General features: G+C 50.5%; 17 protein-coding genes and 3 other RNA genes. 7 read left to right on the top strand and 13 right to left on the bottom strand.

All coding sequences use genetic code 11. The features are described from left to right. Nucleotides 1–405: 405 nt before the first annotated feature. The 5 genes from gatA to BGX12_RS10560 form a co-directional block, all read right to left on the bottom strand. On the bottom strand, nucleotides 406–1824 hold the full coding sequence (gene gatA / locus BGX12_RS10580; RefSeq protein ID WP_109736026.1) for an Asp-tRNA(Asn)/Glu-tRNA(Gln) amidotransferase subunit GatA: 1419 nt from the start codon (nucleotides 1822–1824) through the stop codon (nucleotides 406–408). Then, complete coding sequence (locus BGX12_RS10575; RefSeq protein ID WP_109736025.1) at nucleotides 1824–2147, bottom strand: DUF4321 domain-containing protein; 324 nt, start codon at nucleotides 2145–2147, stop codon at nucleotides 1824–1826. Before BGX12_RS10575 ends, gatA begins: the two co-directional genes overlap by 1 nt. A gap of 24 nt (nucleotides 2148–2171) precedes the next feature. Further along, nucleotides 2172–2849: a uracil-DNA glycosylase gene (gene ung / locus BGX12_RS10570; RefSeq protein WP_109736024.1), complete on the bottom strand. Its 678-nt coding sequence runs from the start codon at nucleotides 2847–2849 to the stop codon at nucleotides 2172–2174. A 26-nt stretch (nucleotides 2850–2875) separates the two neighbouring features. Then, nucleotides 2876–3496: a CAP domain-containing protein gene (locus BGX12_RS10565; RefSeq protein WP_109736023.1), complete on the bottom strand. Its 621-nt coding sequence runs from the start codon at nucleotides 3494–3496 to the stop codon at nucleotides 2876–2878. A gap of 286 nt (nucleotides 3497–3782) precedes the next feature. Continuing rightward, on the bottom strand, nucleotides 3783–5114 hold the full coding sequence (locus BGX12_RS10560) for a DNA cytosine methyltransferase (protein ID WP_109736022.1): 1332 nt from the start codon (nucleotides 5112–5114) through the stop codon (nucleotides 3783–3785). A 95-nt stretch (nucleotides 5115–5209) separates the two neighbouring features. On the opposite strand from BGX12_RS10560, the gene BGX12_RS10555 reads away from it, so the two are divergent. The 6 genes from BGX12_RS10555 to BGX12_RS10530 all read left to right on the top strand — a co-directional run bounded on the left by BGX12_RS10555 (nucleotide 5210) and on the right by BGX12_RS10530 (nucleotide 11465). Next, nucleotides 5210–6685, top strand: a complete 1476-nt coding sequence (locus BGX12_RS10555) for a glycosyl hydrolase 53 family protein (protein WP_109736021.1) — start codon at nucleotides 5210–5212, stop codon at nucleotides 6683–6685. A gap of 413 nt (nucleotides 6686–7098) precedes the next feature. After that, nucleotides 7099–7761: a hypothetical protein gene (locus BGX12_RS10550; protein WP_146196317.1), complete on the top strand. Its 663-nt coding sequence runs from the start codon at nucleotides 7099–7101 to the stop codon at nucleotides 7759–7761. A 31-nt stretch (nucleotides 7762–7792) separates the two neighbouring features. Further along, a complete protein-coding gene (locus tag BGX12_RS10545; protein ID WP_109736019.1) occupies nucleotides 7793–8047 on the top strand; it encodes a chorismate mutase in 255 nt (84 codons plus the stop codon). Between the two features lies 1 nt (nucleotide 8048). Next, nucleotides 8049–9197, top strand: coding sequence for a prephenate dehydrogenase/arogenate dehydrogenase family protein (locus tag BGX12_RS10540; protein ID WP_109736018.1), 1149 nt, complete (start codon nucleotides 8049–8051; stop codon nucleotides 9195–9197). Beyond that, the gene (locus BGX12_RS10535; protein ID WP_109736017.1) at nucleotides 9197–10573 is read left to right on the top strand and encodes a 3-phosphoshikimate 1-carboxyvinyltransferase; all 1377 of its coding nucleotides are present in this window, start codon (nucleotides 9197–9199) and stop codon (nucleotides 10571–10573) included. The genes BGX12_RS10540 and BGX12_RS10535 overlap by 1 nt, the downstream gene beginning before the upstream one ends. A gap of 10 nt (nucleotides 10574–10583) precedes the next feature. Next, nucleotides 10584–11465: an NAD(+)/NADH kinase gene (locus BGX12_RS10530; RefSeq protein WP_109736016.1), complete on the top strand. Its 882-nt coding sequence runs from the start codon at nucleotides 10584–10586 to the stop codon at nucleotides 11463–11465. 46 nt (nucleotides 11466–11511) lie between these two features. Here the strand turns inward: BGX12_RS10530 and ssrA (BGX12_RS10525) are convergent. The 7 genes from ssrA (BGX12_RS10525) to BGX12_RS10495 form a co-directional block, all read right to left on the bottom strand. Continuing rightward, nucleotides 11512–11859: a transfer-messenger RNA gene (gene ssrA, locus BGX12_RS10525) on the bottom strand. Between the two features lie 191 nt (nucleotides 11860–12050). After that, nucleotides 12051–12390: a transfer-messenger RNA gene (gene ssrA / locus BGX12_RS10520) on the bottom strand. A gap of 185 nt (nucleotides 12391–12575) precedes the next feature. Continuing rightward, nucleotides 12576–12935: a transfer-messenger RNA gene (gene ssrA, locus BGX12_RS10515) on the bottom strand. 289 nt (nucleotides 12936–13224) lie between these two features. Beyond that, nucleotides 13225–14274: an SDR family oxidoreductase gene (locus tag BGX12_RS10510; RefSeq protein ID WP_109736015.1), complete on the bottom strand. Its 1050-nt coding sequence runs from the start codon at nucleotides 14272–14274 to the stop codon at nucleotides 13225–13227. 82 nt (nucleotides 14275–14356) lie between these two features. Beyond that, nucleotides 14357–15529 (bottom strand): iron-containing alcohol dehydrogenase, encoded by a 1173-nt coding sequence (locus BGX12_RS10505; RefSeq protein ID WP_109736014.1) that lies wholly within the window; start codon nucleotides 15527–15529, stop codon nucleotides 14357–14359. A 355-nt stretch (nucleotides 15530–15884) separates the two neighbouring features. Next, nucleotides 15885–16775, bottom strand: coding sequence for a YicC/YloC family endoribonuclease (locus BGX12_RS10500; protein ID WP_109736013.1), 891 nt, complete (start codon nucleotides 16773–16775; stop codon nucleotides 15885–15887). Between the two features lie 4 nt (nucleotides 16776–16779). Beyond that, nucleotides 16780–18573, bottom strand: a complete 1794-nt coding sequence (locus tag BGX12_RS10495; protein WP_109736012.1) for a homoserine O-acetyltransferase — start codon at nucleotides 18571–18573, stop codon at nucleotides 16780–16782. 208 nt (nucleotides 18574–18781) lie between these two features. On the opposite strand from BGX12_RS10495, the gene BGX12_RS10490 reads away from it, so the two are divergent. After that, on the top strand, nucleotides 18782–19198 hold the full coding sequence (locus BGX12_RS10490; protein WP_109736011.1) for a hypothetical protein: 417 nt from the start codon (nucleotides 18782–18784) through the stop codon (nucleotides 19196–19198). Between the two features lie 204 nt (nucleotides 19199–19402). Here BGX12_RS10490 and ilvN read toward each other — a convergent pair whose 3' ends face one another. Next, on the bottom strand, nucleotides 19403–19897 hold the full coding sequence (ilvN, locus tag BGX12_RS10485; protein ID WP_073156413.1) for an acetolactate synthase small subunit: 495 nt from the start codon (nucleotides 19895–19897) through the stop codon (nucleotides 19403–19405). Nucleotide 19898 lies beyond the last annotated feature (1 nt).

Below are 19898 nucleotides of genomic sequence, written 5' to 3'. Positions count from 1 at the left end.
TGTAGATGTAAAGATAGCCTACGAATGGGAATCGGAATCGAGAGAATCATCTAGCAAGGCTGCCTAAATGCTTCCACACATGTTGATGATGCCTCTAAAAAAAACTATAAAGTTGACTTATGGGTACAAAATGGAGATTGGTCTGCTTACTATTCTATTTTATTGTTAGTTTGTTTAAAAAATTACCCATAAATCGCGTTGTAATGTTTGATTTATAGGTAATTTCCGTTAGCGGACACAATTCTCTAAATAAAAAGGATCCGCCCCCGAAAGGGCGAATCCTTATCTAATAAACTATGTATGCCGTTTTGAGGGGGTGGCGAACCTATGCTATCTTGCGACTAACCAGAGGTGACCCGCGTCTTGCGGCAACTCGCAACCTGTGTCTTGTGCGACACTCGCTTGCTACTTGTTTAAACGTTCAGTAGCTGCAGCGACGCTGAGCAGGTCGGCTTCCTGGAAGGGCTTGCCGATCCACTGCAGACCAACGGGGAGGCCGCCGGCCTTACCGCAAGGAACGCTAACGCCGGGGAGACCGGCCAGGTTCAAGCTAACGGTGTAGATGTCGCTCAGGTAAACTGCCATAGGATCGCTTTCGTTCATGCCGCACTTCAGCGGAAGGCCCGGCATGGTGGGGCTGGCGATTACGTCGCATTCTTCGAAGGCCTTGTTGAAGTCGTCGGTAATGAGGCGACGAACCTTCTGTGCCTGAACGTAGTAAGCATCATAGAAGCCTGCAGAGAGAACGTAGCTGCCCAGGAGAATACGGCGCTGGACTTCCTTACCGAAGGCTTCGCTGCGGCTCATGGAGTACAGGTCGATAAGTTTGCGGGCATCCTTGCTGCGGTAGCCGTAACGAACGCCATCGTAGCGGCTCAAGTTGGAGCTTGCTTCTGCAGTGGCGATGATGTAGTAGCTGGAAACGGCGTAACCGATATTGGGGAGGCTCACTTCCTTGATGGTAGCACCTTCGGCTTCAAGCTTCTTCAGCATGGCTTCGATAGCTGCCTTACATTCCGGGTCCAGACCTTCGGCGAAGTATTCCTTGGGAACACCGATGACCTTGCCCTTTACGCCTGCGTCTAGCTTTGCGGTAAAGTCTTCGGCAGGGCGGGTGCTGGTGGTGTTATCGTGAGCGTCGACGCCAACGATTGCATTCATCAGGAGGGCGGCATCCTTAACGGTAGAACCGAAGGGACCAATCTGGTCCAGAGAGCTTGCATAAGCCAGCAAACCATAACGGGATACGCGGCCATAGGTGGGCTTCAGACCCACAACGCCAGTGCAGGCTGCGGGCTGACGGATAGATCCACCAGTGTCGGAACCAAGTGCGCAGGCCACAGTGCCGCTGGCAACTGCAACTGCGGAACCGCCGGAGGAACCGCCTGGCACGCGGGATTCGTCCAGAGGATTCTTGACAGGGCCAAAGTAAGAGGTTTCATTGGAAGAACCCATGGCGAATTCATCCATGTTGGTCTTGCCGATGATGATGGCTCCTGCTGCTTCCAACTTTTCAACAGCGGTAGCGGTGTAGGGAGCCACAAAGTTTTCCAGAATCTTGGAGGCTGCGGTAGTACGAGTACCTTCAAGGCACATATTGTCCTTGATAGCGACAGGAATGCCGTCCAGGGCACCCAGAGTCTTGCCTTCTGCACGACGCTTGTCGGATTCAGCGGCCTTTGCAAGGGCGCGTTCATTGAGAACGGAAATATATGCGTTCAAATTCTTGGTTGCTTCAACCTTTGCGAGGGCATCTTCCGTGAGCTTCACAGAAGTGGTGGCGCCGCTTGCCAGTTGAGCTTGCAGTTCATCAATAGTAATCATTACCTTTCTCCGGACCATTTCATAATGTAGATGCCGACAACCATACCAATGATGCTGGCGAAGTTAATCTTGAAACCAACACCAAGGGCCAACTTGATCATGTACAAGTCAAGAACCACAGGTTCCGGCTTGTCGGGGAAACCGATGTTGAAATTCAGGGCGGACACAAATACGTTATGAACAATGTTGTTGTAACCACCCGCATTCATCAATTCACCGAGCTGACCGAACAGCACACCGAGGCATTCGCCCAGGACTCCGCCGATAATCAAACCCAGGACAATAAAAAGCACGAGACGTGCAAATGTATTCTTTCGATTCATGAGTCCAAATATAGAAAAAATCGCTTAGCGGATACTCCAGTCAATAGGCTCGAGACCCTTACTTTGAAGGTAGGTATTTGCCTTGCTGAAGTGTTTACAGCCAAAGAAACCACGGTATGCGGAAAGTGGGCTAGGATGAGGTGCTGTAAGAATAAGATGACCTCGATTTGGGGCTACAAGTTCCTGTTTTTTTATGGCAAAGCTGCCCCACAGGAGGAAAACCAGGTTTTCCCGGGTTTGTGAAAGCCTTTGGATAATGGTATCCGTAAATTGCTGCCAACCGATTCCTGCATGACTGGCGGCCTGGTGGGCTCGAACCGTCAGGGATGCGTTCAGCAGTAAAATTCCCTGTTGGGCCCAAGATTCCAGGTTGCCGTGAGGGGGAGGGTCGATGCCTAAGTCGTCGTGCAGTTCCTTGAAGATGTTGATGAGGGATGGCGGCGGCTCAATTCCCATGGGGACGGAAAAGCAAAGACCGTGGGCTTGTCCCGGATTGTGGTAAGGGTCCTGTCCGATAATGACCGCCTTTACTTTTTCCACCGGGCAGAAATCCAAAGCTGCAAAAATCTTGGATCCTGGAGGGTAGATGATCTGTCCTGCGGCTTTTTCCTTTACAAGTGTTTCCTTGATCTGCTTAAAGTAGGGTTGTTCGAACTGGTCATTGAGCAGGTCCAACCAGGATTCTTCAAGTTTTACGGACATGGGGTTCTCCAAGTAGACTTTTGCGATTAGAAGAAGTTGATGTTCAGCCAGCCGGTTTTGCCATCAGAGGACTTTGCGATTCCACAGGCTACAGTACTGTACTTCGTGTTACTCATGTTCAGGTAGTGGCCTATGTAGGAATAGTCTTCCTTCTTTTCGGGATCCCTTTTGCCACTTTCGATGAGTTCTTTTTCATCCCACATCATTTTTAGATAGTAGTCTACAATTTCAACTTCTGAACCTTTCCAGGAGAGGGAAATGTTAGGGCCGGAATTCTGTGCGAATTCGCCGCAGTCTCCAAAATGCCCGTGAGCCTTGTTGGACTTCAAATCGGCGGCTGCTTGATCGTCTGTACAAGTCTGTTTTGCTTCGGGTGCTAAAGTAAGTGCCTTCAGGTCTTCTGTAGCTCGGTATTTGTTGATGACGTCCAGGCAATGCTCGCGCCAGCTACCGCTTTCTGCTGAAGCGTTGGTGCTGCTGGAGGAAACGTCCCCAATGCTGCTGGAACTATTGGCGGTAGCTTCGCTGGAAGAGGATGCTTTGGCAGAGCTGGCGGGCTGTTCCTCGTTAACGGGACCGCTGGAAGAATCGCCGCAGGCCAATAGAATGGAGGTTACGATTGCTAGTAGAGAACATCTTTTAAACATGTCTAAAAGATAAATACAACGGCAATGCTTGGCGGGTGAGTTTAAGCTGTATGGCGTTTAAAAAGTGCTTTTTACCTATAAATCGAGAGATAAACCCGTATTTATAGGTAATTGTTTTATTTTGTATGTAATTTTGTGGGGGGGATCAGCCTTTTTTTGGCACCTTCGGGTTGTTAAATGTTGGATTTTTACCCGTTTTTACTACGGATAAATTAATTTTTTACCCATAAAAAGAAGCCTGAATCGCAATTTATAGGTAAAAATGATGGATTTGCCTAAAATCTCTTTAAAGGCGGTTGGCGAGAATTGCAATCTTTTCGCCCTTGAATCGGGTATAGAAAAGAATGGCGGAATCCTTGCCCTTGGGCTTTAAACGCTTGATTTCTTCGTCGGGATCCAGCTTCACACCGCGTAGCTTCATGGTGAGTTTTCCCACGTTATGACGTTTCAGCATGTCGCGTACGGCGCTGGTGGCTATCTCGCACTTGTCAAGAATCCTGAAGTTCGCAAAAGCGGGCGAGGGCAGCGGGCTTCCGCTAGTCACATAGGCGATGCCTTCGGAAATCAGGTGTGCGTCAGGAGCCGCTGCCACAGCCACGTTTCCAAACAGGTGGCTGCGAATCAAAAGTGCGGTAGGTTCCGCAAGATACTCCGCCACCTCACCTACGGGCAAATCGCTTTCGCTGGTGGCGTTGCGGAAGCTGCGTTCACAGCCGGGCAAGTCATGTTCTGCATCCTTGTTGGAGGCCGCCTGGATTTCGCTGAGTAGGCCATTCCATTGGGCGATTTCGTTCCCGTTCTTGTCAACCATGATGGCACGGACTTTTCCGGGATGGACGGCCAACTTGCCGAACAGGACCAGCAATTCGCGGCAATCGGAGTGACTTCCCAGGTAGACCAGTTCCGCGTCCTGAGGAATTTCGTCGGTGGGGTAGCCGGGGGGAAGCTTCGCCATGCCGCCCTTGTAGTGCTTGGAAATCTCCAGAACTTCCTCGAAGGTGGGCGTCAAATTGCGAAGATCTCGCTGGTTTTCCCCTTCGACAGCACGACGGGCAGGATCAATGGTGAAAAAATCTGCGACGCAAATATCTGCGGTGTCCGATGTTCCGTTTTTGCGGGCGACTTCCCTGACGTCGTCCAGGAGGGTTTCGCCTGCGGTGCCGCGCATGACCTGAATGTTATGGCGGTACATGGCTTGACGGTCTTCATCAAGGTCTACGCCTACGACAGAAAACGCACTGGGAATAAAATAGCTGTCGCCGCCCATCCCGCAGCACAAGTCGTGAACAACGGGATTTTTTTCTTCCATTACGAGGGCTTGTAAGCCTGCGTCCCAAAGGCTTGCCTTGTAACGCCCGATATCCTGGGCTGTACTTTGTTCAAGAGCTAATCTGTCGCACAATAAAAATTTGTCGATTTTCTTGCCCGCCTCTCCCCAGAATTTTTCACGAAATTTTGGAACCAGGGCCATGTAGTCCATAATGGAGGCTCGGTCCTCATTGTTGTAACCGGCCTTGTTCAGCGCGGTGGATATCTGCAAGGCATCCATCTTCTTCTTGATGGCACTCTGGATGAAATCCTGTACGGAGGCGGAAGTGAGCAAATCGGAATGGAACATAAGTATTGCCCAAAAGATAGTATTTCTCGCTAATAGACCCTTTGTATCCTAAAATTTAGAGTCCTTTATCCTGGAAATAGGGTAAATTTTATTCTATGAAAAAAATGAAGGGAATTGTGATTGGCGTTGCCGGAGCTTTGGCTCTGGCGGCTTGTGGTGATTCTGGCTCCGCTACTGAATCCGGATATGATTATGAGGTGATTGGACAGTCGTCCTCCTCGTTCACCGACATTTCGGAACTTTTATCCAGCAATCGTGTTGAACCGGTTTCCAGTAGTCATTCCGAACTTGGTTCGGAATCAGCCTTGTCCTCATCCGATGCCTTTCTGAGTTCGTCTCAGAATCAGCTATCGAGTTCTAGTAGTCATTCCGAACTTGGTTCGGAATCGGCTTTGTCATCCTCTGAAATTGTCATTTTAAGTTCTTCTCAGAATCAGCTTTCTAGTAGCAGTTCCGTTGAACTTGTGCCGATGAGTTCTTCCTCGGATCCTATCCATCCCCGTTATGCAAAGATTCTGGGTGTGGATATTTCCCAGATGCAGGAATTTGAAGCCAAGGGAACTCGAGTCCTGGATGTGGATGGTACTCCCAAGGATGTCTTTGAATTGTTTCGAGACCATGGTTTCAATTACGTCCGTTTAAAAACTTTTGTAAGTCCCAAGTCCAAGTATGGTTACGCTGAAGGTAGTTGCGATCAAGGGGCGGGAACCTTCGGCAGCAATTCCGAAGCTTTTGGCGATAAGGAACATGTGGTTGCCTATGCCAAGCGTGCAAAGGCGGCGGGCTTCAAACTGTTGCTGGATTTCCATTATAGCGATAACTGGGCCGATCCGGGCAAGCAGATCATTCCGGAACGCTGGCGCAATATTTCCAGTTCCGACGTAATGGCAGACTCTGTCTATCGTTATACGAAGGATGTGCTGAATGCATTGAAGGCTGCAGGCGCCCTTCCCGAAATGGTTCAGGTGGGTAACGAAATTACCAATGGCTTGCTCCGTGATGTTCCCAACAGCAAGACTGATTGCTGGGGGAATGATGTGGACCTGGCGAAAAGTTCCGTTAGCGGTGTCATGAGCAATTCTACGGGAATTGCAAATACGGCGAAGTACCTTGCCGCAGGTTCCCGTGCTGTGAAGGAAGTTTCGAATAGCATCAAGACCGTGTTCCACATCGAAAGCCCTCATAAGACGTCCACGGTGGACTGGTGGATGAAATCCATTATCAGTGATTCCAAAGTTTCTCCCGATGTGATGGCGTTTTCCGCCTACACCGCCTATGAGCACGGTAATCCCGATTCCTGGAAAACCTTGTTCACTCATCTGGCCTCCAAATTCCAGAACCTTGAATTCCTCATTGCAGAATACAACGGAGCTTCCAAATCCGATTACTACGCCTGGGATGGGTCCCGCGTGAGAACCCAGCAAGTAATGGAACAAGTGCCGCGTGGACTGGGCGCCTTTATCTGGGAACCGGAACGCTCTGGGGCCTGGGGCACTTCCATGTTTGACTGGGTGGGAAATGATCTGAAGGCAAACCCGAAGGCTTTCGACGAGTACAAAGTGCTGTTTTAGTGCATAACTTGTCGATAGATTTTTGACGAAAAAATAATTTCTTGAAAAGGCGTGGAGTGTCATTATATGACACTCCAATTTCCTATATTATAGTCGTGGATTTGAGAAATGTAAATTATGGTCCCTTTAAAAAAGCCTGTAATTGGACCTTTGTAAAATCCATAAAAACTTTTGCGTGTGTGTGTTCTTGAGCGTCTGTATTTGTATATTTGGCATCAACCATTTAAATCGCTGTTAGAGGTGGAAAAATAAGCGCGAAGGCGTGATTGTCGGATTGTCGACTTTCAGGTTTTTTGTGCACGTCGGTGGTCTCGGTTCTCGGCTTGTTTGCCGAGGCGGTTTTGACCTAACACCTTATAAAAATCATTTCGGGAGCAATGATTATGGACTTCAATTGCAAAAAAATTACTGGTATGGAAAATCGAACCGGATTAACCATGGAAGACTTCATCCTTCTGCAGGCCACTCAACGTGGGGATGAAATTGCCTGCAATAGACTTTATATGAACCATCAGGGAGAGGTGATTTCCATGCATCGCTATGGTCCTGACGGTACTCATCCCAAACAGTTTGGTTTTTCCTGGAGTAGTGAGGGGGCCTGCTACGAGGAAGCTTCTGGCTACTGTTACATTTGCTTCCGTGAGTGCGCCCTCCGTTACGATATGGATAGCGGCAAACCCTTTATGGCATGGGTCCGTGGGGTGTTTGCCAAGCGTGCCCATGATTGGGTGGACGATCGTAATCCTGACGGTTGGAAACGCTGTGAGGAAGATGTGATGGCTGCATCCACGGATGTATTCCGTCAGGGCGATTTGGAAATGGATGCCGCCCATGAGGAAGACGTCTTGACTGCCGAAGGTATGGAGCAGATTCGCTCCTATATTCGCAAGTGTGATACTCCTGAACTGGACGAGTTTGTGGATACCTGGCTTAAGCTTGGAAATACCAAGAAAAATCCCATTACCTGCGTTGCTGCCGCAATGGGGGTAACTCGACAGACTTCCTATAACTACATGAATGCGGTTAAGGCTCTTGTGAAGGGCAAATTCGGCGATCATTTCTATGGTCGTGGCTAACGGGGGAGGGAGATTTTCTACATTCTTCAATATGAAAATTGATGATTGGCGTATCCGTATTGATGAATTGAACGAGGAACTGATTGCTCTTCTGAATAAGAGGGCGTCATTCGCTACTGAAATTGGCAAGATCAAGAAAGAATTGGGATTGCCGGTTTTGGACCAGGCTCGAGAGGACGCTGTCCTCGAAAAAGTGGGCTCCATGACGAAGGGCCCTCTTTCCTCGGATTCCATCAAGGAAATTTTCCGCACCATCATGGCTGAAACCCGCAAGGTGGAGGATTAAGATGGATCGCATCACGTTGGTTGGTTTCGGCCTTTTGGCCAGTTCCGTGGCCTCCGCAATCAAACAGGCGAACCTGCCTGTAAAAGTACGTGCGGTGAGTTCCCCGTCTACTCTGGAACGTGCCCGTCAGATGAACCTGGCGGACGAATTCTTCGGTTACGACCAGACCTCCGAATGGGTGAAGGATACGGATGTCATCCTGTTGTGCAGCCCTATTCTGCATATCCTGAAGACTTTGGACGATCTATCCAAATTGCCTGAAAATCTCTTGCAGGGGTTGTCCCGCAAAATTCTTGTCAGTGACATTGGCAGCACCAAGGTGGAAATTTGCAAGGCTGGAACTAAACTTCCTTCGCCTTTTGTGTTCGTTGGTAGTCATCCTATGGCTGGTTCCGAAAAGAGAACCCTGGAATACAACGATCCCTCCATTTTTGAAAACGCATACTGGTTTGTCTGTCCTCCCGATGGTACAAAGGAAGAAGACTACAAGCCTTTGCTGCAGCTGATTGATTTTGTTGGCGCCCATTCCGTGGTGTTCCCGCCGGAACATCATGACCGTACCATGGCCTGGGTGAGCCATATGCCGCAGATGCTTAGCTCCACGTTGGCTGCTAACATTCCGGAACGCCTGTTGAATTACAATTACCAGCATTATGCCGGTCGAGCGTTCAGGGATATGACCCGTATTGCCGCTTCCGGCTGGAATATGTGGCACGACATTGCCGTGACTAATCGTGGCGAAACGGTTCGCGCCCTCCGTGAGGTCCGTGAAGGCCTGGACGAAACCATTGCCGCCATGGACCGCCTCCAGGTGGTGACCGAAGGCAAGCCTGCTGAAAATGACTGCTCTGAAAGTCTGGAAAAGGTTTTCAAGGCTGGTAACGATGGCCGTGCAAGTCTGTTTGCTCCGGGCCGTAATGCAGCCTCTTCCTTCTCCGAAGTGACGGTCCCGCTGAAGGATCAGCCGGGCGCCTTGCTGAATGTCCTGAAGCCTCTTGCTGAAGCCGGGCTCAATGTTCGTGATATTGAATTGATGAAGGTTCGTGAAAATGTGGCAGGCACCTTGCTGCTTGCCTTCAAGACTCCCGAGGAGGCACGTCGTGCTATCCAGATTCTGGCTGTTCTTGATTACGACGTAAAGGATCGCTAATGGATTTTGTGCTGAACCCGGATCGGGAACGCTTTCAACTGACTTTGGTCATGGCGCTGCTGGTGAATGGCCGCACGGTTCTTGAAGATTTCGCCTGGGCTGCTGGCGTCGAACGCTTTGCCAATGCCCTAAAGGAATTTGGCCTGGAATATGCCCAACAGGGTCACCAGCTGGTGCTGACGGGCAGGGGATTCCAGTATGACTTGCCATCCTTGCTTCCCATGGAATTCGACGAGGAATGCAATGTAATGTTGTGGACCTTGGCATCCAAGGATGTGGAACAGGTATACACCTTTGCTGCAGAGGCGGATGAAACAGGCATTGCCCAGGTGGCTAGTGCCAAGGAAACCTTGCAGAAATACTTCAAGGTGAAGGCCGTTTCCGATGAACCGGCCAAGTTTACCTTCACCTTTGGATTCGAGGAGCCTGTAATTAAAAAGGATTCCCTGGGAAATGTCCCGTACATCATGCGCAACCGCCTTTTGTTGCGCGGGGTGATCCGCTCCGATTACATTACCTTCGAAGAACGTTCTACGGTTCATGACCAGTGGACCAAGATGCTCATGTACTTTGGTGTCAAGATGAAGTACGAAGGTCGTGGCATGGAACAGCTGAGCGAGCTGGAACGCCGTATGATGATTGCTCGCGGACAAAAGGTGGAACGTACTCAGTTTACGGAAATGACGGAGACGAAGGTCATTACCGCCCGTGAATATTATGTGCCTGGGGACTCTACGGAAGCCATGGCCATCGCCTTGCTGATGACCATCGGTAGCTTGCCCAAGACTGCGAAAGTCTGCATCAAGAATGTGGACCTGAACTCCAGTCGAGCTGGAGCATTGACCTGCTTTAAGCGTATGGGTGCAAGTTTCGAAACCGTAAGCCGCCGTGAACGTTATGGAGATGTTTACGGGGATATTGAAGTGTTCCCTCTGAATCCTGGTAAGAGACTGCAGGGACGTCGCTTCTCCGAAGATGCCATTGCTACTGGCATGGGGGAATATGCATTCCTTGCTGTGGCAGCCTGTTTTGCCGAAGGCGAAACCATCCTTCGCGTGCCTAAGGAAAGCCGCGCCAAACTTCGTCCCATCAACGATGCCCTTGCGGAAAATCTCCGTAAGACAGGAGCCGAAGTGGGCGTCTATGACGATGGTCTCGTGATTCGAGGCTTGGAAACGGTTGTGAACGGCAGTGACTTTGACGGCGGGGAATGTCCTGAAATAGGCCTTGCCCTCAGTGTCCTCTCCATCGCTCTGGAAAATAATGAACCAGTAGCCCATAGCGATATTGTGGAAAAACGTTTCCCAGGAATTCTGGAAAAACTAAATCAGGTAATGAACCTGAAGAATGAAAAGCAGGAATCCGAAGAAAAGTAGGAAGGATGCTATGCAGAAGATTACCTTCAAACAGATCGGCATTATTGGCTGGAAGGAAAAAAGTCCTGAACTGGCTTTCGCTCTGGAACAGATTATCCAGTGGGCCACTGAACATCCTCAGGTAAAGTTCTGCGTTCTGGAAAACCTGAAGGAACAGGTAAAGGCTCCCATTAAAGTCGTGAAGGAATCCTCTCTCCTGAAGTCCGATTTGCTGCTGGCGGTTGGCGGTGACGGAACCGTCCTTTCTGCAGCTCACATGGCCTTGGGTCACCACATTCCTATCCTGGGTGTTAATGCGGGACACGTAGGGTTCCTGGCGGAAACTCGCGTCAAGAGCCTGCCTCAGACTTTGGACGATCTCCTGGCGGGGGATTTTTCTACCCGTGACCGCATGATGATTGACGCTACCGTCTATCGCGGCAAAAAGCGTATTGCAAAGCAGACCGTGCTGAATGAAGTCCACGTTCGTGCCCATGCTCCAGAACGCATGGTAAACGTGAATGTCATCTACAATGGTACGGATTACACGGAATATTGGGCGGATTCCCTGCTTGTTTCCACTCCCACGGGTTCTACAGCCTACAACTTGGCTGCAGGTGGCCCTATTATCCATCCCGCGACCTATGCAGTGGTCCTTACACCGGTGGCTCCTAGCAGCCTTTCCGTGCGCCCGCTGGTCATGTCCCTGACGGATAAACAGCTGGAATTGAAATCTGCTGCAGGAAAGACTTTGGACTTGGTCTTTGATGGCCGTTCTTGCATTGCCCTGGAACCCAATGACCATGTGGTCTTGACCCAGAGCAAGTCCTTTACCACATTCCTCCGTATGCGCCATACAGGATTTGTGGGCGCCCTCCGCGAAAAACTAGGCTGGACCGGTAAACGCGGGTAACTAGCGCTTGTAATGGGAAAAGGCTCCGGTAAAACTGGAGCCTTTTTAGTGGAGGTGAGGGGAGTCGAACCCCTGTCCAAGATCACATCCCTGTCCATTCCTACAAGCTTTCCCTTCGGATTTAAGATCTCGTCTGATCCACGCCCAAGAAGGTCGGCGCAGACTTTGACCAGCCTAGTGAATCTCGAGAACCGCCCCCAGGCATGACGTTTCCCTATCCCATATTGCGTCCGGACGTACTACCCAATGGGAGTGAGTCGAGGCCCGGCGTTGCCGATTAATTAGGCAGCGAGTGCGTAGTTTTCTTCAGCACTTATTTTTTTTCAGACTTTTTAACGGGAGCCCTCGTCTGAGACCCCGGCTTGCAACTAACACTTCAGTAACCCTGTCGACAAAATACGAGCTGGCGAGTATTTTGGCCCTTGAGCAAGTGAAACTTGCGAAAGGCCCCGTAGGGGTGAGCGAGTGCGAACAGCGCGAGCGAAGCAAACCAGAGCACCCCTAGGTTTTGCGGAGACTGAGCAAGACCAGGCTCAAGAACACAAAAAAAGCCCCGCTGTGATTGCGGAGCTTTTTTTTCAGTGGAGGTGAGGGGAGTCGAACCCCTGTCCAAGATCACATCCCTGTCCATTCCTACAAGCTTTCCCTTCGTATTTAAGATCTCGTCTGATCCACGCCCAAGAAGGTCGGCGCAGACTTTGACCAGCCTAGTGAATCTCGGGACCTGCACCCAGGCATTACATTTCCCTATCCCATATTGCGTCCGGACGTACTACCCAATGGGAGTGAGTCGAGGCCCGGTGTAGCCGCTAATTAGGCTGCGAGTGCGTAGTTTTCTTCAGCACTTATTTTTCTTCAGACTTTTTAACGGGTGCCCTCGTCTGAGACCCCGGCTTGCAACTAACACTTCAGTAACCCTGTCGACAAAATACGAGCTGGCGAGTATTTTGGCCCTTGAGCAAGTGAAACTTGCGAAAGGCCCCGTAGGGGTGAGCGAGTGCGAACAGCGCGAACGAAGCAAACCAGAGCACCCCTTGGGTTTGCGGAGACTGAGCAAGACCAGGCTCAAGAACACAAAAAAAGCCCCGCTGTGATTGCGGAGCTTTTTTTCAGTGGAGGTGAGGGGAGTCGAACCCCTGTCCAAGATCACATCCCTGTCCATTCCTACAAGCTTTCCCTTCGTATTTAAGATCTCGTCTGATCCACGCCCAAGAAGGTCGGCGCAGACTTTGACCAGCCTAGTGAATCTCGGGACCTGCACCCAGGCATTACATTTCCCTATCCCATATTGCGTCCGGACGTACTACCCAATGGGAGTGAGTCGAGGCCCGGCGTAGCCGCTAATTAGGCTGCGAGTGCGTAGTTTTCTTCAGCACTTATTTTTTTTCAGACTTTTTAACGGGTGCCCTCGTCTGAGACCCCGGCTTGCAACTAACACTTCAGTAACCCTGTCGAAACCAGAGCACCCCCGCGTTTATTTATTTGCTTTCTCTGGTTTCGAAGAAACCAAAAGCGTGCGAGGCGAGTGATGCGCAGAAACATTTATGTTTCTGCATATCCGAGCCGAAGCAGCGGACGCCGTAGGCGTCAAAGCACCCCCAGGTGAGTGTCGCGAAAATGAGCTAGCTCATTTTCATGACCGAACCGCGGTGCTAGCCCTGAAAGGTCAAAGCACCCCTGTTCTACTTGAGGTAACACAAATATAGTAAACTATTTCAATCTACTACACTTTTTATATCGTTCCTCTCCCCACGTTTTGTCAAATCTTCTTCGCATTTTCCAGCGCAGCAATGACCTTGTCGCACCATTCGTCGAATTCAGGATCGTCTTCCTGCAATTCCGGATGGGCTAGGACGTTCTCAATAGTCTTGCGTATGCCCTGGTCAAAGCGAGTGGTTGCACAGAATTCAGGCACTGCCTTCTTCAGTTTGGTGTTTTCGAACACCACAGAATTGGCCTTGTCCCCAATTAAACTTCCGGTAAAGTCAAATCCGTGCTTATCACCGACTGCGGCCAAAAATTCAGAAGCCACATGGCATGCGCGGAGTTCAACACCTAGCACGTCGGCGATTGCCTTGTACACCTGATTCCAGGTCACCGTTTCGTCGCTGGTAATCTGGAAGGATTCACCAATGGCATGGACGTTGCCCATGAGGCCTACAAAGCCCTTGGCAAAATCAGAGTTGTGGGTCATGGTCCAGAGGCTGGTGCCGTCACCGTGAATGATAACAGACTTGCCTTCAAGCATGCGCTTGGCCACCTGCCAGCTCCCTTTCTTGCCGTGAACGCCCAGAGGAATTTTGCGTTCGTCGTAAGTATGACTGGGGCGCACGATGGTGATGGGGAAGCCTTCCTCCCGATACATCTTCATGAGATATTCCTCGCCGGCGATTTTATTCCGGGAGTATTCCCAATAAGGATTGGAAAGCGGGGTGCCTTCGGTAATGCGGTAATCCGAAAGAGGTTTCTGGTAGGCGCTGGCGGAACTGATGTACATGAACTGTTTCGTCTTGTTCTTGAACAGGCGGTAGTCACGCTCCAGGGCGCTGTAATGGAAGGCGATAAAGTCGCAGACCACATCAAACTGCAAGTCCGCAATCTTCGTTGCCACATCCGCTTCGTCGTAGATGTCCGCCACAATCTGCTTTACTGCAGGCGTACCCTTTTGAGGCCCGTCGGCCAGTGTCGCACAAGGCAAATCAGCCCTATTGCCACGGTTCAGTAAATAAATTTCCCAGCCACGTTCCACTGCCAAGCGGGTGATGGCCATGCTGATAGTTCCAGTTCCACCGATAAAAAGTGCACGCATAATTTAGTAGGAAGTTAGAAGTAGGAAGTAGGAAGTCAACTTTCAACAGAATAATCCTGTCTACTTCCTACTGTCTACTACGTTAAACAGTTGCCTTTACAGCAATCTTGTAGATGGCAGTAACGTCGGCAGCCTTCAACGGCTGGAAGCCCCAACCGTCACCCGGATTCAGCTTTTCAACCATGGCCGGAATGTCTTCTTCCTTGGCGCCCAGTTCAGCAAAGTTGATAGGCATGCCGATGCTCTTGAGGAAACTGCGGAAGGCCTTGATTCCTGCGAGAGCCGTTGCCTTCGGGTTTTCGAAGTTCATGGCGCAGCCGAATACGCGGGTAGCCATCTGGGCAAAGCGCATGGGGTTATGGTCCACCACGTATTCCATCCAGGACGGCATAATCACAGCAAGACCTGCGCCGTGGGCGCAGTCGTACATGGCGGAGAGTTCGTGCTCGATAGCGTGACTGTTCCAGTCCTGGCCGCGGCCTACACCGCAAACGTTGTTGTGAGCTACCATGCCTGCCCACATGATGTTGGCGCGGGCTTCGTAATTGTTGGGGTCAGCGATCACACGGGGAGCTTCCTTCACCATGGTCATCAAGACGGCTTCGCAGAGGCGGTCTGTGATTTCCACTTCGGTGGTGTTGGTGAAGTAGCGTTCAAAGACGTGAGCCATAATGTCGGTAATGCCGCAGGCAGTCTGGTAAGCCGGCAAGGTGCAAGTGAGTGCCGGATTCAAGATGGAGAAGCGGGGGCGAATGAGGTCGCTGCCTGCGCCACGCTTCAGCATGCCGTCCACCTTGGTAATGACGGAATCGCCGGAACCTTCGGAACCAGCGGCGGCGATGGTCAAGACTGTTGCCACTGGGAGGGCTGCAGCCGGAGCCTTGCCGCTATAGAAATCCCAGAAGTCACCTTCGTAGGGAACGCCCATAGCAATGGCCTTGGCGCTATCGATGGAAGAACCGCCGCCTACAGCGAGAATGAAATCAACGCCTTCCTTACGGCAAAGTTCAATGCCTTCGTAAACCTTAGTATCAATGGGATTGGGATGAACTCCGCCCAGTTCCACATGAGGAATTCCTGCAGCATCCAGGGATGCTAAAACGCGACCAATCAGACCGGACTTTACAGCGGAACCACCACCGAAATGAACAAGAACCTTGGTACCACCATACTTCTTGACCAAAGCACCGCATTCATTTTCGCGGTCCTTACCAAATACGAATTCTGTGGGGCTGTAGAAGTTAAAGTTTTCCATATATTCCTCTGTTAAGTTTTTCTTGTGTAAAGATATATGAAATATGATCCGAAACTAATTAAATTCATCTGGTTTCCGTATACAAGGGTAACCCGAGTTTGTCTTAAATACGGACTGTTCGGGCCAGCAGTATAAATAAAAAAGGGTCGGACTCCTTGCGGAATCCGACCCAGGGGGGTTAGGAGGCTCTACACAAACTCTTTTTCAGAGTGACAGGAACCTTGTTCCTTGATGTCCTAAACTTAATAAGAGTTTTTATTTTTGTGGAGGGCAAAATACGTAATTTTTTGTAAAAACAAGAAAAAAAACGTATCGGCTGTATCAAAATGTGCTCTGCATCACTTTTTGAAAGGCGTTAAGCGATGTTAAGGCTCTGTTCGCGGATGCATTCCACTTCGTTCTTCAACTCAATGGCCAAAGCGGCGATGTCTGCATCCTGACACTTTGTTCCTAATGTATTTGCTTCACGTCCCATTTCCTGAAGGATAAAACTCAGGTTCTTGCCCTGTGCGCCGCCTTCCTTCAGGGCGTTGAGGAACAGCTTGTTGTGGCTCTTGAATCGGGTGATTTCTTCCTTGATGTCCAACTTGTCGGCCATGATGCATGCTTCCTGCAGCAGGCGGACTTCGTCAATTTCGGAATCCTTCAACAGGACATTGATGCGATCGCGGAACTTTGTCTTCCAGTTGTCAATGCGTTTCGGGTCCAGAACTTCAATCCTTTCAAGGACTGAGTTCAGGTGGTTCACGCGATTGGTCAGGTCAACAACCAGGTTTGCTCCTTCCTTTGCGCGCATTTCTGTTACTTTATCCAATGCCTTATTCAGCTCGTCTGCCAAATGTTTTTCCAAAGCTTCTGCGTCAGCTCCGCTATCGGTAAACTGCAGGACTTCGGGAAGAGTCAAGATGTTTTCCAACTTAATGTCGCCTGCGATGCCAAACTTGGCCTGCATTGTCTTTGTAATTTCCACAAACTTTGCGATAGCCTGTTCGTTGTAGGATACGGGAACGTTGCCGCTTGTGCCTGCGCCCAGAGTGACGCTGAAAATTACGGAACCGCGAACCAGCTTTTCCTTGATCTGGTTCTTGAAGGAATTTTCGAGATAGGCGAGGTTCTTCGGCAGCTTGCAGCTGATGTCCAGAAAACGGTTGTTGACGCTACGGACTTCGATCACGCAAGGAGTGCCTTGGAACATGGATTCACTCTTGCCAAAGCCAGTCATGGAAAGAATAGGATTGTTTGCCATTGTATTAAACCTTTTTAGAGACCATCGCAATCACATGTTCTGCGCCGAAGTTCTTCTGGCCCAGAGCGGTAAGGATCTTGCTCATCAGCTGTTCGTTCTGGAAAGCCATCTTTTCGATCTTCAGGCCTTCCTTTTCGCACAGGGTGTAGAAGTCCTTCACGGTCAACAGGCGGATGTTCGGCGTGTTGTACCATTCGTAGGGAAGCTCCTTGGACTTAGGCATACGGCCATGAAGCATGAGGGAACCACGGGCGGACCAGTGCCCGAAATTGGGGAAGGTCACGATAACGCGTTTTGCCACACGGAGAATTTCGTTCAACAATGCCACCGGATCGCGAATTTCCTGGATGGTACGGTTAATGATGGCGTAGTCGTAACTGTCGTCCTTGATGTCGGAAATGCCGCGCTCATCCAGGTCACGCTGCACCACGGGCACGTCGTTTTCCAGACAGTCCATGATGTCCTTCATGCGCTTTTCGATGCCGAGGCCGGTTGCGTTCTTGGTGCGACGGAGATAGTCGATCAGGTCGCCGCTGCCGCAACCAAGATCCAGGACCTTGGCGCCATCGGTAACCATGGAGCCGAGCAGTTCAAAGTCCTGCTGGTCGTGGAACACGGGAATGGTCTGCTTGCCGGTCAGTGCGCCATACTTGCTGTCCAGGAAACGGCCTACAGCCTTGCCCAGGTCTTCGTCTTCAATAAGGAAACCGTCGTGGCCGAACAGGGTGTCCAGTTCAAGGCTTGTCACCACCTTGCCTGAATTCAGGAGAGCGCTGGTAATGCGACGGGACTCGTGGGGCGGGAAGAGCCAGTCCGTAGAAAGGTTCACGTTCAGTACTTCAGCCTTCACGTCCTTGAAGGCGTTTTCAAGGGAACCGTATTCAGTTTCCAGGTCGAAGCAGTCGGTGGCGTGTGCAATGTGCAGGTAACTGTTGGCGTCAAAACGGTCCACGAACTTGGCGCCCTGATAACGCAGGTAGCTTTCCAGGGGCAAATCCAGGTCGAACGGGGTGCTGTAGGTAATGGCGTGGTTCCTGTGCTCGTGATCCTGGGCGCGCTTGAACTTCTTCTCCATGCCCACGGCGCTGAGGTAGGTGATATGGGCCAGCTTACGTGCATTGGAAAGACCTACGTCCGGATGAGCGGTTTCGTAGTAGTCGCCGTTGTTGTAGTTGGGGTCCTGGGTAATGACGTCACGGGCCACAATTTCAAAGCCCAGGGCCTGGCTGCTAAAGCGGGGGGACGTTGCAATGAGGACGCAACGTTTTACCTGTTCCGGATAGTAGATGGCCCACTTCATGGCCTGGAAACCGCCCATGGAACCGCCAATGACGCAGTAAATGTCCTTGATTCCAAGATAATCGGCCAGTTCCTTCTGGGCGTGGACCATGTCCCCGATGGTAATGGTGGGGAAGGTGCTGCCGTAGGGCTTGCCTGTGCGCGGGTTGATGCTTGCGGGGCCCGTAGAACCCTTACAACCACCCAGGATGTTGCTGCAGACCACGAAAAAACGGTCCGTATCCACCGGCTTGCCCGGGCCAATGAGGGCGTCCCACCAACCGGGTTTCTTGTCTTCCGGGGTGTAATATCCTGCCACATGGGCGTCTGCGGTCAGGGGGGATGTGACCCAGACCGTATTGTTTCTTTCCGCGTTCAGCTTACCGTAAGTCTCGTATCGGATTTCCAGCGCCGGCAAAGTCTTTCCATTTTCCAGCATGAAACCCTGTTCGCCATAATCCTTCACGAAGGTCTGGGGAACTACGGGACCGATACTATTCTTCAACAAAAATTCACTCATACGGCTGCAAATATAGAAAGTTGTTCCTTGATCTATTATAATCTGCGGGATTCAAGAGCTAGTAATTTGAAATAGAATGGGGCTATAATAAGCAAAAACTATTGCCCGCAATATACCCGATTTATGACGATGTTGGCTCGTTTCGTCTTTCCGTATTTATATTTGTGATTAGGAACGTAATGTTAACTCGTTCATATAAGGAGTCTTCATGAGCTACAGAGTTCTTGTCCGTTTTGTGGGTGTCAGCAGCCAGCTGGCTGAACTGTATGATGCCATTATGGAACAGTTTCCCGAAGCGGAACTTCCCAGCGAAGATTGCGGGGACTGGTACTCCGTCGACGATGTCATGATGGACGAATACGAATGCCGTTTCGAGGAACTTCCCGAAGGGGAATTGCTTGCTATGGATGGAAGCATCATGGTGGAGGAAGATGAATTCCCGGAAGATTTCTTTGGCGACCTGATGGAACGTTTTGAGCATGTATTTGGAGCCCTCAAGTGGTCCAGCTTTGATGTGGGCGTCGGCTGTGGCACTAGCGATGGCTGGGGTGAATTCATCTCCGACTGGGCGGACGACGGCTCCGACGAAGCTAATGAAATCTCCGAAGCTGTGCTAGGCTTTTGACTTTGTTGTCGTTCAGAAACCGTCATTATCACGTCATTCTGAACACCGCTCTATCACGTCATTCTGAACACCGCAGGTGTGAAGAATCCATAGCGGTCTCGTAACTCGTAATTACTTAAGCCGCTACTGTTCGGCAATCTGTCGAATGTAAGAAAAAGCCCTCGGTTCATCACCGAGGACTTTTTATTGGTCTAGAAAATAAGACTAGGTCTTATCTTCACCGCGGAGCATGATGACCTTACCGGTGCGGATGTATTCGACAATTTCGAACTTCTGGCACAGGCTCTTCATGGCATCGATCTTATCGGTGTTTCCGGTAATCTGGATGATCATGGAGTTTTCGGTCATGTCAACGGTAACAGCCTTGAAGTGGTCGCAGAGCTGCAGGATTTCGGTACGCTGTTCCGGAGCGCAACGAACCTTGATCAAGGCAAGTTCCTTTTCCACCACGTTCATGTTGGTATGGTCCTTGGCTTGCACGACGTCAACCAGCTTTTCCAACTGCTTGATGATCTGCATCAAGATTTCCGGGTTACCATGAGCCACAATGTTCATGCGGCTGAAATTGGGATCCAGCGTGGGGGACACGACCAGAGAGTCGATGTTGTAACCACGGCGGGAGAACACCAGAGCGATGCGAACGAGCACGCCCGGGCGGTTTGCAACTAACAAGCTAATAGAATGAGCTGTAGAAATCATT

Origin of the sequence: Fibrobacter sp. UWR4 (assembly GCF_003149045.1) — a bacterium.
Lineage (GTDB): Bacteria > Fibrobacterota > Fibrobacteria > Fibrobacterales > Fibrobacteraceae > Fibrobacter.
Note: the sequence above shows the minus strand (reverse complement) of the source record. Positions and strands in the feature narration are given on the sequence as shown.

Bases quoted from the DNA above. Each gene is read 5' to 3' on its own strand.
- gatA (WP_109736026.1), bottom strand. From the start codon at position 1,824: ATGATTACTATTGATGAACTGCAAGCTCAACTGGCAAGCGGCGCCACC.
- BGX12_RS10575 (WP_109736025.1), bottom strand. From the start codon at position 2,147: ATGAATCGAAAGAATACATTTGCACGTCTCGTGCTTTTTATTGTCCTG.
- ung (WP_109736024.1), bottom strand. From the start codon at position 2,849: ATGTCCGTAAAACTTGAAGAATCCTGGTTGGACCTGCTCAATGACCAG.
- BGX12_RS10565 (WP_109736023.1), bottom strand. From the start codon at position 3,496: ATGTTTAAAAGATGTTCTCTACTAGCAATCGTAACCTCCATTCTATTG.
- BGX12_RS10560 (WP_109736022.1), bottom strand. From the start codon at position 5,114: ATGTTCCATTCCGATTTGCTCACTTCCGCCTCCGTACAGGATTTCATC.
- BGX12_RS10555 (WP_109736021.1), top strand. From the start codon at position 5,210: ATGAAAAAAATGAAGGGAATTGTGATTGGCGTTGCCGGAGCTTTGGCT.
- BGX12_RS10550 (WP_146196317.1), top strand. From the start codon at position 7,099: ATGGAAAATCGAACCGGATTAACCATGGAAGACTTCATCCTTCTGCAG.
- BGX12_RS10545 (WP_109736019.1), top strand. From the start codon at position 7,793: ATGAAAATTGATGATTGGCGTATCCGTATTGATGAATTGAACGAGGAA.
- BGX12_RS10540 (WP_109736018.1), top strand. From the start codon at position 8,049: ATGGATCGCATCACGTTGGTTGGTTTCGGCCTTTTGGCCAGTTCCGTG.
- BGX12_RS10535 (WP_109736017.1), top strand. From the start codon at position 9,197: ATGGATTTTGTGCTGAACCCGGATCGGGAACGCTTTCAACTGACTTTG.
- BGX12_RS10530 (WP_109736016.1), top strand. From the start codon at position 10,584: ATGCAGAAGATTACCTTCAAACAGATCGGCATTATTGGCTGGAAGGAA.
- BGX12_RS10510 (WP_109736015.1), bottom strand. From the start codon at position 14,274: ATGCGTGCACTTTTTATCGGTGGAACTGGAACTATCAGCATGGCCATC.
- BGX12_RS10505 (WP_109736014.1), bottom strand. From the start codon at position 15,529: ATGGAAAACTTTAACTTCTACAGCCCCACAGAATTCGTATTTGGTAAG.
- BGX12_RS10500 (WP_109736013.1), bottom strand. From the start codon at position 16,775: ATGGCAAACAATCCTATTCTTTCCATGACTGGCTTTGGCAAGAGTGAA.
- BGX12_RS10495 (WP_109736012.1), bottom strand. From the start codon at position 18,573: ATGAGTGAATTTTTGTTGAAGAATAGTATCGGTCCCGTAGTTCCCCAG.
- BGX12_RS10490 (WP_109736011.1), top strand. From the start codon at position 18,782: ATGAGCTACAGAGTTCTTGTCCGTTTTGTGGGTGTCAGCAGCCAGCTG.
- ilvN (WP_073156413.1), bottom strand. From the start codon at position 19,897: ATGATTTCTACAGCTCATTCTATTAGCTTGTTAGTTGCAAACCGCCCG.